The organism is Streptomyces sp. NPDC094143 (assembly GCF_040303825.1).
Taxonomy (GTDB): domain Bacteria; phylum Actinomycetota; class Actinomycetes; order Streptomycetales; family Streptomycetaceae; genus Streptomyces.
This window is the reverse complement of the sequence record NZ_JBEOTZ010000079.1, coordinates 1-13,123: the sequence shown is the minus strand read 5'-3', so window position 1 is coordinate 13,123 and position 13,123 is coordinate 1. Positions and strand designations below refer to the sequence as shown.

Genomic DNA, 13,123 nt, shown 5'->3' with positions numbered 1-13,123 from the left:
CTCGGCATGCTCTGGGAGACGCCCGTCGAGCACGAGCCGTGGCCGCTGGCCGACGCCGCTGTCGACGTGCTGGAGGAGACGCTCACCACCGCGGCAGGCCTTCCCGCCCCTCTCGGCGAGCCCCTGGTGCACTTCTCGGAAGGAGTCCGGCATGTCCGGCTGGGACCCTCCCGGCCCTGTCTCCCCGGACCGGGCCTGACCCCCGGCTGACTCGACGAGCCCTCGCCCGGCGAGGGCTGCCTCAAGCCGTTCGAGGGGGGAGCGGATGAGCTGGATTCTCATCGGAGCAACGCGGCGCCGGCGGCTGCGCTTCGACAGTTGGATCGCGAACCTGGGCACCTCTTCCAGAACGCGCATCGTGCTCGGACAGTGGCAGCGGTCACCGTCCGGACCGTTCAGCGATGTGATGCTGGTACGGCCCGACGGGGAACGGTTGCCGCTGTCCGCCAGGACACGCACAAGGACACGCCCGGCGCGCCCACTTCAGCGGTTTCGCTCATCCGGGGCCGGGCCGCGCGAACTCGGCCTGACCCGCTCTCTGCGCTGGTGTACTGGCCTCAACCAGCAACGGGCAGGCGGAGGGCGGGGCAGTGGCTCAGAGCGCGAAGAGGGCGAAGAAGTGGGAGGACTTCGACTGGGTGGTCTGGCGGCTGGAAGTCCAAGACCCGCAGCAGTTCGCCGGCGAGGACCCGGTACCGCCAGGTGGACCTTGGTGCTCAGCCCGCCGCGGGAGCGTCCGAGCGCGTGATCGGCGGGCTCGCCGGAGTGGGCCGCCCCCCTTTGAGTGCTCCGGCAGCGTGCTGGTGGGCCCGGACGACCGTGGAGTCCACCGACACCGCCCTGCTCCGTGATCACCGCTTCCGACCGCGACATCCAGCCGTCACGACAAGGAGTGATCCCCGTTGGCCGAGCCCGCCGGGTGTGGCTCGCGGGGGAGGAAGGTCACTTGGGGTGCGCCCGTGCGTGGATGGATGGTGACCTCGCTGGTCACGCCGTAGACCTCGTCCAGTAGGTGGGGTGTGAGGATGTCGGCGGGCCGGCCGGCGGCGGTGACCGTGCCGTCGCGCAGGACGTAGAGGCGGTCGCAGTAATAGGCGGCCAGGTTGAGGTCGTGCAGGGCGAGGAGCACCGTGGCCGGCAGGCGGCGCAGCGTGGTCAGGATGTCCAGCTGGTGCCGGATGTCGAGGTGGTTGGTGGGCTCGTCCAGGACGAGCAAGGACGGTTGCTGAGCCAGCGCGCGGGCGATGAGGACGCGTTGGCGTTCACCGCCGGAGAGCTGGTTGAAGGTGCGGTGGCTCAGGTCGGTGGCGTCCACCGCATCCAGGGCCTTCTCGATCAGGTCTGCGTCCTCGGGGGTGTCCCCATCCAACAGCCGCTTGTGCGGGGTGCGGCCCATCGCGACGACCTCGCGCACGGACAGGTCGAAGTCGGCGCCCGACTCCTGCACCACTGCCGCCACGGTTCGGGCCAGTCGGCGCACGGGCAGCGACCAAGCATCGGTTCCGTCAACCCTGACGTGGCCGGCCGCGGGACGCAGGACGCGGTAGACGGCGCGCAGCAGGCTGGATTTGCCGCTGCCGTTGGGGCCGACGACCCCGATGACTTCGCCGGGGCGTGCGGTCACGGAGACGTCATCGATGAGGCGGTGGGCGCCGGCGGTGAGGGTGACGCCGTCGATGATGAGTTCGGTGGCGGTCATGCCCCTCCTTAGTGGGTGGTCTGCCGTGCGTCGCGTCGCATCAGCCACAGGAAGAACGGGCCGCCGCACAGGGCCGTGAGCACGCCGACGGGGATTTCCATGGGGGCGGCGACGACGCGTGCGGCGATGTCGGCACAGATGAGGAAGACCGCGCCGCCGAGCGCGGCTGTGGGCAGGACGCGGCGGTGGTCGCCGCCGACGGCCAGGCGGACGATGTGCGGCAGCATCAGCCCAACGAAGCCGATCGGCCCGCACGCCGCCACGAGGACGCCGGTGACGAGGGAGAGCAGGATGAACATGTGGGCGCGGAAGCGGGCCACGTCCAGACCCATGGTCGTGGCGGCTTCCTCGCCGGCGAGGAGGAGGTTCAGGTTGCGGGCCTGCACCATGAGGACGGCGATGCCCACCAGCAGGGCGGCGCTGGGCAGCCACAGGGTGTCCCAGCTGACGCCGCCGAGGCCGCCGAGGGTCCATGCGAGGACCGCGCGGGCCTCGTTGCCCCGGTCGTTGGTCAGCAGCAGCAGATCGAGTACCGCGGTCAGTACCGCGGCGACGGCCACTCCGGACAGGACCAGCCGTGCGGAGGTGATCCGGCCACCGGTGCGGGCGGTTGTGTAGACGAGCAGCAGTGCGCCGAGCGCGCCCGCGAACGCGGCAACGGACAGCGACACCGGCCCGAACACCGAAACGCCGAAGACGATCACCACGACGGCGCCCAGCGATGCCCCGGAGGAGACGCCGAGCAGGTAGGGCTCGGCGAGCGGGTTGCGGATCAGAGCCTGCAGGGCGCTGCCCACGACCGCGAGTCCGGCGCCGGCCACGGCCCCGAGAAGGACGCGTGGCACGCGGACGTCCAGCACGATGGTCTCCCGCGCCCGCGACCAGTCCGGCTCCACCCAGTCGGCGCCCAGCGCGTGCGTCGCGATGCCCCACACCTGGCCGGGCGGCACCTGAACCGAACCGATCGCCAAGCCCGCCGTGGCGGAGACCACCAGCAGGACGGCCAGGACGACGAGCGTGACGGTGAAACCGGCCGGACCGACCCGCCTGTTGTCCCACTTCTCCGGTCGCACGGCCCGCCCGGCGGCGGTCTCGGTGACCGGGGCCCTCACGCGAAGCTCTCGGGATGGATGCCGCGCGCCAGGTCCTCCACCGCGTAGGCGGACCGCACGCCCACCAGCGTCGCGGTCAGCGGCAGCACGACGAACCGCTTGTTCCTGATGGCGGGCACGTCCTTCAGAGCGGGCTGAGCGAGCAAGAACTTCTTCTTCTGCTCGACGCTTCCGGCGCCCGCATAGTCGTAGATCGCGATGACTTCTGGTCTGCGCTCGACGACCTGCTCCCAGGAGACGTCACCGAAGACGGCGTCGAGATCGGCGAAGACGTTTCGGCCGCCGCCCAGACGGATCAGTTCGGTGCCCAGGCTCTTGCCGCCCGCGGTGAAGGCGGTCTTGTCGCCGCTGTCGTAGACGAACACGGACACCTGGGGCTTGCCCTTGACGGCGCTGGTGGCTTTGTCGACCCGTGCCTGAAGGTCGGCGATTAGTCTGTTCGCGCGGTCGGGTACGCCGAAAACCTTGCCGACGCTGCGGACCTCGTCGTAGGTGTCCTGCATCGTCACGCGCTTCTTACCGCAGTACTCGCCGTTGAGGTGCGTGTCGATGCCGGCGTCGGCGAACGCCTCGCGGGAGCGGCCCTCGTGCTCGGCGAAGGCGCTGCCGTAGCCGCCGTAGACGAGGTCCGGCTCGGCCTCCAGGACGGTCTCGAAGGACGGCTCCTTCTTCGCCAATTCGGGGATGGACTCGTAATCCCTCTTCAGCTCGGGCAGGACGGCGGAGTCGGGGAAGGCGGTGCCGACCATGCGGTCCTTCAGGCCCAGGGAGAGCATGAGTTCCGCCGGGTGCTGGTGGATGGTGACGACACGCTCGGGCGCCTTGTCGTACGTCGTCTTCACGCCGCAGTTGTCGACGGTGACGGGGAAGCCGCCGGCCGCCGGGGCCGTGGCTTTCGTGTCCTGGGCGGTGTCTTGAGACGATCCGCAGCCGGCGGTCAGCAGTGACGCCGACAGTGCCACGGCCGCGGCCGTCGCGCGCAGGGCACGGCGTCGGCGGGCAGGGGTGAACAGCGGGGGACGGGACGTGCCGTCGTACACGTGAAGCCTCCTGGGGAGTCCGCGCTCCTCGGAACGGGCCCGCGACAGGCCAGTGTCCTGACTCCCGGATCGACGCTCCCCTTTGCCTTCCCGCGCGGCACGCAGTGGCGTGTTGAAGGGTGCACTCCCCGGTCACAGTGGCGGGACCGTGCCGGATTCGCACCGGCTTCCTGTCTCCCGTCGCGGTGATGACCCGCTGATACTACGGTCTGCCGACAAGCGGCCAAAAGGGCGTGCGAACATGCCCGAGCGCCCCTGCGCGGCCTTCACGCCTCGCGCACTGCCCGCAGTATCAGCCGTTCGGCGTTCTCGTCGTAGGGGCGGCCGTCGAAGCCGCCGAAGACCTCCACCCGGCTGAATCCCGCCTCCTCGACCATCCGCCGCAACTCGACTGCGCTGTACACGAACCACACCAGGCTGGCCCGCGTGATCCGCTCGCCCCGGACCAGGACCCAGTCGCTGCGCAACCTCGCCCAGTCGTCCAGCACGGTGTCGGTCTGCACCATCAGGTCCTCACCCCGCTGCACCACCTTCGGCGGGGTGACCTTGCGGGCCAGCAGTTCCTTGCCGGCCAGGTCCAGGACCAGGATCCCGCCGGGGGCCAGGCAGGTGTACATGGTGCGCAGTACGTGGGCGTTATCGGCCGGATCCTCGAAGTAGCCGAAGGAGGTGAACATGTTGAGGACGACGTCGAAGCAGCCGGGCGCCTCGTATGCGCGTGCGTCGGCCTGTACATAAGTGACCCGCTCGCCTGCGTCGGCCGACCGTTTGCGCGCCCGGTCCAGCATGGCGGGGCTCAGGTCGACCCCGGTGACGTCGTGGCCGCGGCGGGCGAGCGGAACAGTGAACACACCGGGGCCGCAGCACAGGTCCAGCACCCGGGCGCCTGCGGGGAAGGCCAGCAGGGGAGAGGTGTTGAGGAGGTCCTCGGCCTGCGCGTAGCGCTGTTCGGAGAAGAGGAAGTCGTAAAACTCGGTCCAGAAGTCATCGTCCTGGAACCCGCCCGTCCGTGTCATGCGGCTTCAGTGCTCCTTCGTCGTCATCGTGCGGGTGGCAGTGCGGTGTGCGGTCGCGGAACGCCAGCAGTGCGGCGGGAAGCAGCAGGCACTGCACGGCGGCCAGCAGCCAGAACCAGCCGTCGTTTCCGGCGTGGCCGGTGAGCCTGTAGAGCTGCCCGCCCAGTACTCCGCTGGCACAGGCACCGAGTCCCGCGGCCAGCCGCTGCTGGCCGAAGACCACGGCGTCCGAGCGCCGGCTGCGGCGCAGTGCCTCCAGGTCGTTCTTCAAGAAGAGGACAATGTCACCCAGAGTGATCAGGGTTCCGCCCGCCAGCAGGGCCGGCCGGGTGCCGACCGCCAGCACGGCCAGCCCGGCCGCCAGGCCCGTGAAGCCGACCGTGAGGGCCGTCGCATAGGGCATGCGCCGGATCAGACCGGACGCCAAGGGCTGGACGACGATGACCAGGGTGAAGCAGAGCAGCAGGACCAGGCTGTAGAACGCGCTGGACGCCCGCTCGACGGCGTACACCGCCAGGAAGTGCTGGAAGTGGAAGTACAGGTAGAAAGCGAGCGCGTTGGCGGCGAAGGGCAACACCGCCACTCCGGCGAGCAACCCCCGCGCGCCTGCGCCTGGCTCCGGACCCGGCTCTTGACCGGCCTTGAGGTCAGGGAGGCGGGCGTGGCCCGCGGTGACCAGGACGAACAGCGCTGTGACGGCCACGAACAGCCAGCCCGGAGAGGACAGCACGAATGGCCCCGCCACCACCGGCCCCACCGCCATCCCCGCGTTGAGCGCCGCGTTGCCCGCCGACAGGAACACGGGCCGGCGCTCGTCGTCCACGCCGTGCACGAGGTAGGCCTTGTTGGCGGGCAGGTACAACGCGGCGCCGCAGCACGTCAGGATGAGCGCTCCGACGGCCAGAGGCGGCCAGCGCAGGGCCAGCAACAGGCCCACGAACCCGGCTGTGCGGATGATCAGCGCCCACAGCATGGTGCGGCGCAGTCCGATGCGGTCCGCCAGGGCGCCGCCGAAGATCCCGCCGGAGAACTGCACGAGGGAGGCCACGGCCAAGACGACGCCGACCGTGCCGAGTCCCATGTCGAGCCGTTCGTGCAGGAACACCGACATGAACGGCAGCACCATGAAGCTGCCGAGCGGGATCAGAAACGAGCTGAGCAGCAGGAAACGCAGCGATCCGTCGAACGTGGACAGCGCGGATCGCAGGCCCTTCCCGCCCGCTGCGTGGTCAGCCACCGCCGTTCCCGGTCCGCGGGAACGGCTCCGTCAGCACGCGTAAGGCGTTGGCGGCGGCCACCGCATGGTGCGTGGCCAGCTCGGCCGTCTCTGCTTCCGCGTAGACGATGCCGGCGTATCCGCGGCTGTCGGCCAGGTGCTCGATGCGGTCGCCGACGGACCTGACCGGGTACCAGGCCGGTGATCCTGGCATGTCCGACAGCCGCTCCAGCCCCGCCACTTCCGTGAACACCCCGGGTGCGGCCGGGTAGCCCAGGACGAAGGCGACCGCCGGGCCGCCGGGCAGGCCGGCGTCCAGAAGGCGGGGACGACGCCCGAGCGCAGCCTCGACCATCGCCTCGTACACGTTGACGCCCAGCGCCCGGCACATGCCCTCGCCGACCAGTGCGCCTCCGATCCGGGGATTGATCTCGACGACCTCCGGGCCGCCGGCGGTCAGGACGAACTCCAGGTGCGCGAAGCGGTCGGTGTAGCCGATCGCCGCGAGCACCTCGCCGAGCCACCGCTCCACCACGGCCCGCCGCGCCTCGGGGAAGGCCACGGGGAACGCGGTGATCTCCTCCCGGAAGTACGGCTCAGGGGACATCAGCCGGCTGGAGACGCCCAGCAGCCGGGTCCGGCCGGCCCAGGTGAGGGTCTCGGCGCTGTACACCGGCCCGGAAAAGTACGCCTCCGCGAACAGCCGCCCCTTCATCTGGCGCCCTGCCGCCTCGGCCAGGGCCGCGTCCAGTTCCGGCTCGTCGCGGACCAGCCACACGTTCTGACTGCCGGTGCCCGCCGTGTCCTTCAGCACGGCGGGCAGACCGACCTCCTTGACCAGCACGTCCCCCAGGTCCGCACCGGTCGCCTCCACGGCACGCCCGCGCGTCAGCCCGGCGTCGTGCAGCCGGTTGCGCACGGCCGCCTTGTCCCGGGTCAGCCGCAATACGGCCGGATCGAGGCCGGGCAGGCCGAGCCGTTCGGCGAGTTCGGCGCCGACCAGTGTCCAGGTGTCGGTGGAGCTGATCAGACCGCGCAACCCCGGTGTGCGGTGCAGCAGATCCGTGAGCCCCTCCACGTTGAAGGTGTCGGTGACGACGACGTCGAGGGCGTCCGCCGGAAGCCGCTGCAACTCATAGGAGTAGTAGTCGCGGTCGCGGGTGAGCAGGGTGAGGCGTTCGCCGAGCGTCTCGGCGGCGCGCACCAGGTGTCCCAGGCCGAAGGTGAGTGACTCCAGACAGGCGATGGTCATGCCGCCTCCTTCCAGCCGGCCGGGCAGGCGCTGCGCCGCCACGCCATTCGGGACCAGGGCATGACCATCTCCTCGGGGGCACGGACCTCGGCCGGCTTCAGTGCGGCGGGGTCCAGGGCTTCCGTGTGGCGGGCGAAGACCCGCTCGACATAGCGGTGTCCGGTGTCGGCTCCGACCACCAGGTGCAGCCGGTCGGGATGACGCCGGGCCTCGTACGTCGCGGCCAGGTAGCCGGCGCCGGTGGACAGCCCGGCGAAGACGGCGTGGTCGCGCAGCAGGGCGATCGCGCCGGACATGGCGTGGGTGAAGTCCAGCCAGTGCACCGTGTCGTAGAAGTGGTGACGGACGTTGTCGAAGACGATCGACGACCCGATGCCGGCGATGATCGCCTCCGGGTCGTGGTGGTCCTGGCTGCCGAACGTGACGCTGCCGAACGGCTGGACGCCGACGAGGCGCACCGAAGGGTCGGTGGCGCGCAGGCGCTCCACGAGCCCGCCCGTGGAGGCTCCCGAGCCCACCCCTGCGACGACGGTCAGCGCGGCCCGAGGGAACGCGGCCGTGATCCGGTCGGCGACCTCGTGGTAACCGAGGTAGTGGACGTCGTCGTGGTACTGGCGCATCCAGTGCCAGTCGGGCTGGCCGGCGAGGATCTCCTTGACCCGCCGCACCCGCAGTTCCTGGTCCAGCTTGAGGTTCTTGGAGGGGCGGACCTGTTCCACGGTGGCGCCGAGGATCTCCAGCTGGGCGCGGGTGGTGGTGTCCACGGTGGTGGACGCGACGATGTGACAGCGCATGCCGTATCGATGGCAGGCCAGCGCCAGGGCGTAGGCGTAGATGCCGCTGGAGCTGTCGATCAGGGTCTGTCCCGGGCGGATCGTGCCCCGTTCCAGCAGGTGGCGGACGGCGGCGAGCGCGGAGTAGATCTTCATCGACTCGAACCGGATCAGGACGAGGCCGTCGGTGAGCCGGACGAGATCGGGGACCTTCAGGGCGTCGGCGATGTGGGGGTGGATCACCCGTAGCCTCCTTGGGCGAAGGAACACTGGTGGCCGAGCGAGTGGAAGAAGGCGGAGAGGTCGGACTTCTGTTCGGCGTCCAGGCGGCCGGGGAAGAGGTAGCCGATCAGGCAGCCGGTGTGGGCGACGAAGATGCCGTCGGCGCCGAACCGCTCCTGGTGGGCGAGCATGCTGTCGAACGTCGTCTTGGGCAGCACGCTCTGCGACAGGGTCGCGCTGGCGGTGGCCGCCCGGGCGACGGCGGCCGGGTCGCCGGAGGCGAAGCCCTTCAGCAGGTCGGTCAGGCACCGCTCGTACTCCTCCCCGTGCCGCCGGTAGTGCGCCAGCAGCAGGTCGGTGACGGCGGTGGTGTCCACCGTCCCGGGTTCGCTGATGTACGCCGTGTGGAAGCCGATGTCCGTGCCCAGGCGCCGCACCACCCGGTGCCGGCCACTGAGGTACAGCGCGAACTCGTCGAGGAAGACGCTGTCGGCCCGCTCGACCGCCGCCAGAATGCCCAGGACCACGTCCATGTCGTAGGGCAACGCGAAGAGCCGGAACAGGCAGCGCAGGGTGGCAACGATGTCGGCGGTTGAACTCGCCATCCCCACGCCCACCCGCAGGTCGGAGTGGGCCCTCCAGCGGCCCGGCGGCAGCGTGAGCCCGAAGTGTTCCAGAAAGAGCCGGGCCGCGAGGGCGGCCTTCTCACCGAGAGGCGGCGCGTCCGGCGGCTCGGTCCCTTCAGCGAAGTATGTCCACGAGTGGCGGTCCACGGGGAACGACACGATGGCGATGTCCGGCTCCGTGCCCGCCCGTAGCGGGCCCTGGTACAGCTCGCCCAGCGTGCCGTGGCAGACGCCGGACACGGTACGGCCCGTCACGAACCCTCCCTTGCCGCCGACCCGGTCCTCGAGGTCACCATGCACAGCCCGCAGATCGCCTACGGGCGCAGTGGCAGGTCTTCGGACTCGTGGGCTCGCTCACCGGGGACACCGGTCACCGGTGGGCACCTACCGGCCGTCGCTTCCCCGGTCCCCGCACGACTCGGGCCCAGTGCTGTTGACGGCTGTCGTTCCCACTCACCGCTGCGGGACAGTCCCGGATTCCCACCGGGTTCCCTCTTGCGCCGCGCCACCGGATCCTGACGCCGGGAGGCTCGAACCGACTGCGGACATCAGCGTAGGGCGGCTCCCGCTGCTGCGGCAGAGGGCGCGTCCGTAGTTGTCCGGATGCGGTCGGTCGGGTGGCGGCGCCGGAGAACCTTGAGACGATCCGGCCGGCCCGGGGAGCGACTCTGGCTGGATGTGCCCTCGGTAATCCCGGCCCCGCTCGTCACACTGGTGCGTCGACGTCACCCCACCTCCCCGCGGAGGACCGCGCCCGGAAGGCCCAGGATGCTGCCAGAGACGACGCCGGAGGACAGCGGCACGACAAACCCGCCGCCCGCCCGTGACAAGCGCCCGCCCGAGCGCGTCGTCCTGCGATCCGACCTGCGCGCGGCACTCCCCGACGCGAGCGCGGCTGTGCTGGTCACGGTGGCGGTCTTCGCGTTCCTGTACGCCCGCATGGAGTCGGGTGACTCGGCGACGGTCGCCGTCATGCCGTTCATGAACGACGCCGGCACCTACTGGATGTACCTGCTCAGCCAGGCATTCGGCTGGTCTGGCCTGCTGTGGGCCTGGGGCACGGTCATGCTGGGCCTGCTGCTGTCGGGGCCGCGCCCCACCCGGCTGCCGGTGCCCCGGCAGGTGCTGGAACGCTGGCACCGCACCACCAGCCTGACCACGATGGCCCTGATGTTCGCGCACGCGCTGATGTTCGCGGCGGAACTCGTGCGCTATGAGGCTCAACTGGGATGGGTCCAGCGGCTGTGGGCGGGATTCGCGGACACGTTCGTGCCCGGTTGGTACGACTCCGGAACCGGCAGGATCGCCATCCCGCTCGGCCAGGGCGCTCTGTATCTGGCCATCCCATTGGGCCTGTTGTTCTACATCCGCCACCGCATCGGCGCCAACACCTGGCGCCGACTGCACCGCTTCGTCATCGTCGTCTACGTGCTGAGCGTGTGGCACACCCTGCTGTACGGCACCAACGTCTGGTACGGCGAATGGCCGCGCACCGTCCTGTGGCTGCTGCAACTCCCCGTCGCCGTCATGCTGTTGCTGCGCCTGCTGAGACCCGCCCGGCGGGCCGAACGGCTGGGCGCGCCAAGACGCCGGGAGGGCGGACCGCTGTCCGTCCGGGCGATGCCGGGCTGGGGGGCGCGGGCCGCTGGCCGTGTGGCCGCCGTGGCCGTCGTGGTGGGGCTCGTCCTCGTCGTGGCGTCGGGCCGAGACGGCGGCAGGGAACGCCCGGCCGAACCGCCCACGACGAGCCCGCACGCACAGGAGTCCGATTGATCCCCGGCCGCCGACCGGGAAGGCTCGTACGGGTACCCGAAGGCGGGGACGTGCTGAGGCCGTGCTGGATCGCTGTGTGCCGGGACGGCTGCTGCGGCACGGCAGCGCCCATGCGCATTTTCGGCATGCCTGAACGCGCGTGCGACCAGGCCAACTTGGTCGATGCGCAGCAACCCTCCGCCGGGCGTGCGGCTAGGTCTAAAACTGACGGACGTTGTTGACAGGTGGGTCTCCCGTCCCTAGGAGACCCCCATGACTGAACGCGAGCTCGCAAGACGCGCCCGCCATCGGCTCGCAGTACTGCGTCACGCGGAAGAGGTGAGCGGCAACGTCGCCGCCACCTGCCGCCACTACGGCATCAGCCGCCAGTGCTTCTACACCTGGCGCCGACGCTACGAAGCCGAGGGCCAAGGTGTGGAAGTGGGAGGAGAGGGCGATCGTTGGCACGTTCGACTTGTGGCTGTGCAACGACCCGGACCGGCCCCATACGTGGCTGGTGGTCAGCGTCGGGCTGTGGACCGAGCCGCAGTTGTTCGACGAAGAGCCCGCCGCCCGGCTCGGGCACTTCGATGCCACCCCGCACCAGCCACTGCTGTTCCTGCCGCGCCCGCCGGGACCTGCGACCTTCACCGCCCGGGTGACCGGCGGCGCCTTGCCCGACAAGAACTCTTCGCGAGCCAAGGGAGCCGACACGGTCGGCATGGCCCATCAGTGGGCCGCGAACGACCCGGCCGTCCTGGCCGCACGCGTCCGCAGGGATCTCACCACGCTGCTGCCCCACCTGCCAGCCCCGCGCTGAAGGAACCCTCTGGTGCCGTCGTACGCGAAGGACCCGCGCTGCACCGCCATGGCCGATGCCCTCATTCACCTACTGCGCCGGGCCTGCCCGCAGGACGCCGGCGGGTACGGCGGCTACTACCAGGTGGACTTCGGCGATGAGGAAGCCATCGCGCTGGGCGGGGTGGAGCTGATCCGGGCCGCGATGCGCAAGGCGGCCAAACAGCTCCGCTGGAAGGTCACCACCATCGGGTGGACCGGCACCCGCAACGGCACCGTGATCGCCGTCCAGGACACACGCGAGGTACCCGACGGGTTCCGGGCTCGGCGAGGCGATGAACGACAAGCTGAGCGCGGCGCTCCACAAGGTCTGGGGCGAACCGGGCCCGGCGCCGTGCAGCGCGGCTCGGTGCCGCTGATGACGCAGGAGTCCCGCGCGGCCGTCGCCCGGGACGACGCCTGAACCGACCGGCCCCCGATGCGGATCAAGCGGCCCGGACCTCCCCAGCTCCTGCGGCGGGTATTCCCACTGGATGCCGGTATGCAGCACGAACAGGGTCCCGCACAACGCCAGCCGGCCCGGCACCCGCGGGCCGGCCCGCCACCAGCTTCGGACCTCGCTTCGGCAACAACGACTCGATGAGCGACCACAGTGACTGCCTAACCACGGCATGCCTGATCTCTCAGGCGGCCGGGGTGTGTCGCCCTCGGAAGTCCATTCAGCGTCCCGTCGTGGTCGTGCGGGAGCATTGCGCAGTTCTGGCACCTTTCCGGCAGCGTCGCCCCAGCGATGGGCTGGGGCGGGCTGGGTGGGAGTCGGTCCCCCGAGCGGGGCGGAGTGGTCTCAGCTGTGGAAGTCCGCCGCATGGAAGATTTCAGTGATCAAGCCACAGCCCCACTCACTGCAATCTTCCCCGCAGTCCGACACTCGCTACCAGCGGCCGTCAGACCGCGGACAAGGAGGCTCGTGCACGCTACTCCCGCGGGCGGCGTACTCGGCCTGCTGGCGGGCGTGGCCGGCGGCACCTGGCTCTCCTGCTTCCGTGACATGCCCGGATGCCTTCCCCGCGGCCCATCAGCCACCCGGGTGCTGGTGAAGGGGTGTGAGCGGCTCAGGCGGCCAGGGCCTCGTCCAGGGTGGGGAGGCATTCGATGATGTCGTCGACGCCGACGATGTGCAGGACGTACAGGACGGAGTCGGTGGCTCCGGCCAGGCGGATCAAGCCGCCGGCCCCGGACACGGCCTGGTAGGCGGCGATGAGGATGTTGACACCGGTGGAGTCCATGAAGGTGACCCGGCTCATGTCGATCACGATCCGGGGCCGGGCGGTGCCGGTGACGTCCAGGGCGCGGCGCAGCTGGTCGCCGGTGTGGTGATCGATCTCCCCGGTCAGGGTCAGCACGCGGATGCCGTCCGTGGCGGTGGCCACGACCGACAGCCCCCCGGCCGGTGCGGCCCGCCCGGTGTCCACTTTTCGCCCCTCAGTCATTAGGTGATACTTGCACATCAAGACCTTCGGCCCTAAGACGGTGTCCTATGTGGTGAGGCGGACGTACCGCTTGTAGCAGCAGAGGGCTGCGGCGAGGCCGAGAAAGGCCAGGTAGTTGCGTGGATTG

General features: G+C 70.4%; 13 protein-coding genes, 2 pseudogenes and 2 riboswitches. Of the genes and pseudogenes, 5 read left to right on the top strand and 10 right to left on the bottom strand.

Translation table 11 applies throughout. The annotated features are described in order from the left end of the window. The coding region (locus ABTZ58_RS39045; protein WP_351367922.1) for a DUF2071 domain-containing protein at nt 1-210 on the top strand (210 nt) is incomplete at its 5' end. Between the two features lie 489 nt (nt 211-699). Here ABTZ58_RS39045 and ABTZ58_RS39035 read toward each other — a convergent pair. The 9 genes and pseudogenes from ABTZ58_RS39035 to ABTZ58_RS38995 form a co-directional block, all read right to left on the bottom strand. Beyond that, nucleotides 700-830: pseudogene (locus ABTZ58_RS39035) on the bottom strand (IS5/IS1182 family transposase); the annotation flags it as partial. Nucleotides 831-880: 50 nt separating this feature from the next. Continuing rightward, the gene (locus ABTZ58_RS39030; RefSeq protein WP_351367919.1) at nt 881-1,699 is read right to left on the bottom strand and encodes an ABC transporter ATP-binding protein; all 819 of its coding nucleotides are present in this window, start codon (nt 1,697-1,699) and stop codon (nt 881-883) included. Nucleotides 1,700-1,707: 8 nt separating this feature from the next. After that, nucleotides 1,708-2,811 carry a FecCD family ABC transporter permease gene (locus ABTZ58_RS39025; protein WP_502996213.1) on the bottom strand — a complete coding sequence of 368 codons (1,104 nt, stop codon included), beginning with the start codon at nt 2,809-2,811 and terminating at the stop codon, nt 1,708-1,710. Next, the gene (locus ABTZ58_RS39020) at nt 2,808-3,851 is read right to left on the bottom strand and encodes an ABC transporter substrate-binding protein (protein ID WP_351367916.1); all 1,044 of its coding nucleotides are present in this window, start codon (nt 3,849-3,851) and stop codon (nt 2,808-2,810) included. The genes ABTZ58_RS39025 and ABTZ58_RS39020 overlap by 4 nt, the downstream gene beginning before the upstream one ends. Nucleotides 3,852-3,881: 30 nt before the next feature. Continuing rightward, a riboswitch (cobalamin riboswitch) is annotated at nt 3,882-4,063 on the bottom strand. A gap of 54 nt (nt 4,064-4,117) precedes the next feature. Then, complete coding sequence (locus ABTZ58_RS39015; protein WP_351367913.1) at nt 4,118-4,867, bottom strand: class I SAM-dependent methyltransferase; 750 nt, start codon at nt 4,865-4,867, stop codon at nt 4,118-4,120. Beyond that, nucleotides 4,836-6,104 carry an MDR family MFS transporter gene (locus tag ABTZ58_RS39010; protein ID WP_351367910.1) on the bottom strand — a complete coding sequence of 423 codons (1,269 nt, stop codon included), beginning with the start codon at nt 6,102-6,104 and terminating at the stop codon, nt 4,836-4,838. The genes ABTZ58_RS39015 and ABTZ58_RS39010 overlap by 32 nt, the downstream gene beginning before the upstream one ends. After that, the gene (locus ABTZ58_RS39005) at nt 6,097-7,335 is read right to left on the bottom strand and encodes an ATP-grasp domain-containing protein (RefSeq protein WP_351367907.1); all 1,239 of its coding nucleotides are present in this window, start codon (nt 7,333-7,335) and stop codon (nt 6,097-6,099) included. Before ABTZ58_RS39005 ends, ABTZ58_RS39010 begins: the two co-directional genes overlap by 8 nt. Beyond that, nucleotides 7,332-8,351 carry a cysteine synthase family protein gene (locus ABTZ58_RS39000; RefSeq protein WP_351367904.1) on the bottom strand — a complete coding sequence of 340 codons (1,020 nt, stop codon included), beginning with the start codon at nt 8,349-8,351 and terminating at the stop codon, nt 7,332-7,334. Before ABTZ58_RS39000 ends, ABTZ58_RS39005 begins: the two co-directional genes overlap by 4 nt. Further along, complete coding sequence (locus ABTZ58_RS38995; RefSeq protein ID WP_351367901.1) at nt 8,348-9,211, bottom strand: GHMP family kinase ATP-binding protein; 864 nt, start codon at nt 9,209-9,211, stop codon at nt 8,348-8,350. Before ABTZ58_RS38995 ends, ABTZ58_RS39000 begins: the two co-directional genes overlap by 4 nt. A 56-nt stretch (nt 9,212-9,267) precedes the next feature. Continuing rightward, nucleotides 9,268-9,511: riboswitch (cobalamin riboswitch) on the bottom strand. Between the two features lie 213 nt (nt 9,512-9,724). Here ABTZ58_RS38995 and ABTZ58_RS38990 point away from each other — a divergent pair. The 4 genes and pseudogenes from ABTZ58_RS38990 to ABTZ58_RS38975 all read left to right on the top strand — a co-directional run bounded on the left by ABTZ58_RS38990 (nt 9,725) and on the right by ABTZ58_RS38975 (nt 11,969). Then, complete coding sequence (locus tag ABTZ58_RS38990) at nt 9,725-10,729, top strand: ferric reductase-like transmembrane domain-containing protein (protein WP_351367898.1); 1,005 nt, start codon at nt 9,725-9,727, stop codon at nt 10,727-10,729. Between the two features lie 252 nt (nt 10,730-10,981). After that, nucleotides 10,982-11,083, top strand: a pseudogene (locus tag ABTZ58_RS38985) (IS481 family transposase); the annotation flags it as partial. Nucleotides 11,084-11,141: 58 nt separating this feature from the next. After that, nucleotides 11,142-11,528, top strand: a complete 387-nt coding sequence (locus ABTZ58_RS38980) for a hypothetical protein (protein ID WP_351367928.1) — start codon at nt 11,142-11,144, stop codon at nt 11,526-11,528. A gap of 12 nt (nt 11,529-11,540) precedes the next feature. Beyond that, on the top strand, nt 11,541-11,969 hold the full coding sequence (locus tag ABTZ58_RS38975; protein WP_351367895.1) for a hypothetical protein: 429 nt from the start codon (nt 11,541-11,543) through the stop codon (nt 11,967-11,969). A 649-nt stretch (nt 11,970-12,618) separates the two neighbouring features. On the opposite strand, the gene ABTZ58_RS38965 is transcribed toward ABTZ58_RS38975, so the two are convergent. Continuing rightward, nucleotides 12,619-12,996 (bottom strand): STAS domain-containing protein, encoded by a 378-nt coding sequence (locus ABTZ58_RS38965; protein WP_351367892.1) that lies wholly within the window; start codon nt 12,994-12,996, stop codon nt 12,619-12,621. Nucleotides 12,997-13,123: the final 127 nt, after the last annotated feature.

What these genes read in the sequence shown, in the direction of transcription:
- ABTZ58_RS39030 (WP_351367919.1), bottom strand. Translation starts at nt 1,699, where the DNA reads ATGACCGCCACCGAACTCATCATCGACGGCGTCACCCTCACCGCCGGC.
- ABTZ58_RS39015 (WP_351367913.1), bottom strand. Translation starts at nt 4,867, where the DNA reads ATGACACGGACGGGCGGGTTCCAGGACGATGACTTCTGGACCGAGTTT.
- ABTZ58_RS39005 (WP_351367907.1), bottom strand. Translation starts at nt 7,335, where the DNA reads ATGACCATCGCCTGTCTGGAGTCACTCACCTTCGGCCTGGGACACCTG.
- ABTZ58_RS38990 (WP_351367898.1), top strand. Translation starts at nt 9,725, where the DNA reads ATGCTGCCAGAGACGACGCCGGAGGACAGCGGCACGACAAACCCGCCG.
- ABTZ58_RS38965 (WP_351367892.1), bottom strand. Translation starts at nt 12,996, where the DNA reads ATGACTGAGGGGCGAAAAGTGGACACCGGGCGGGCCGCACCGGCCGGG.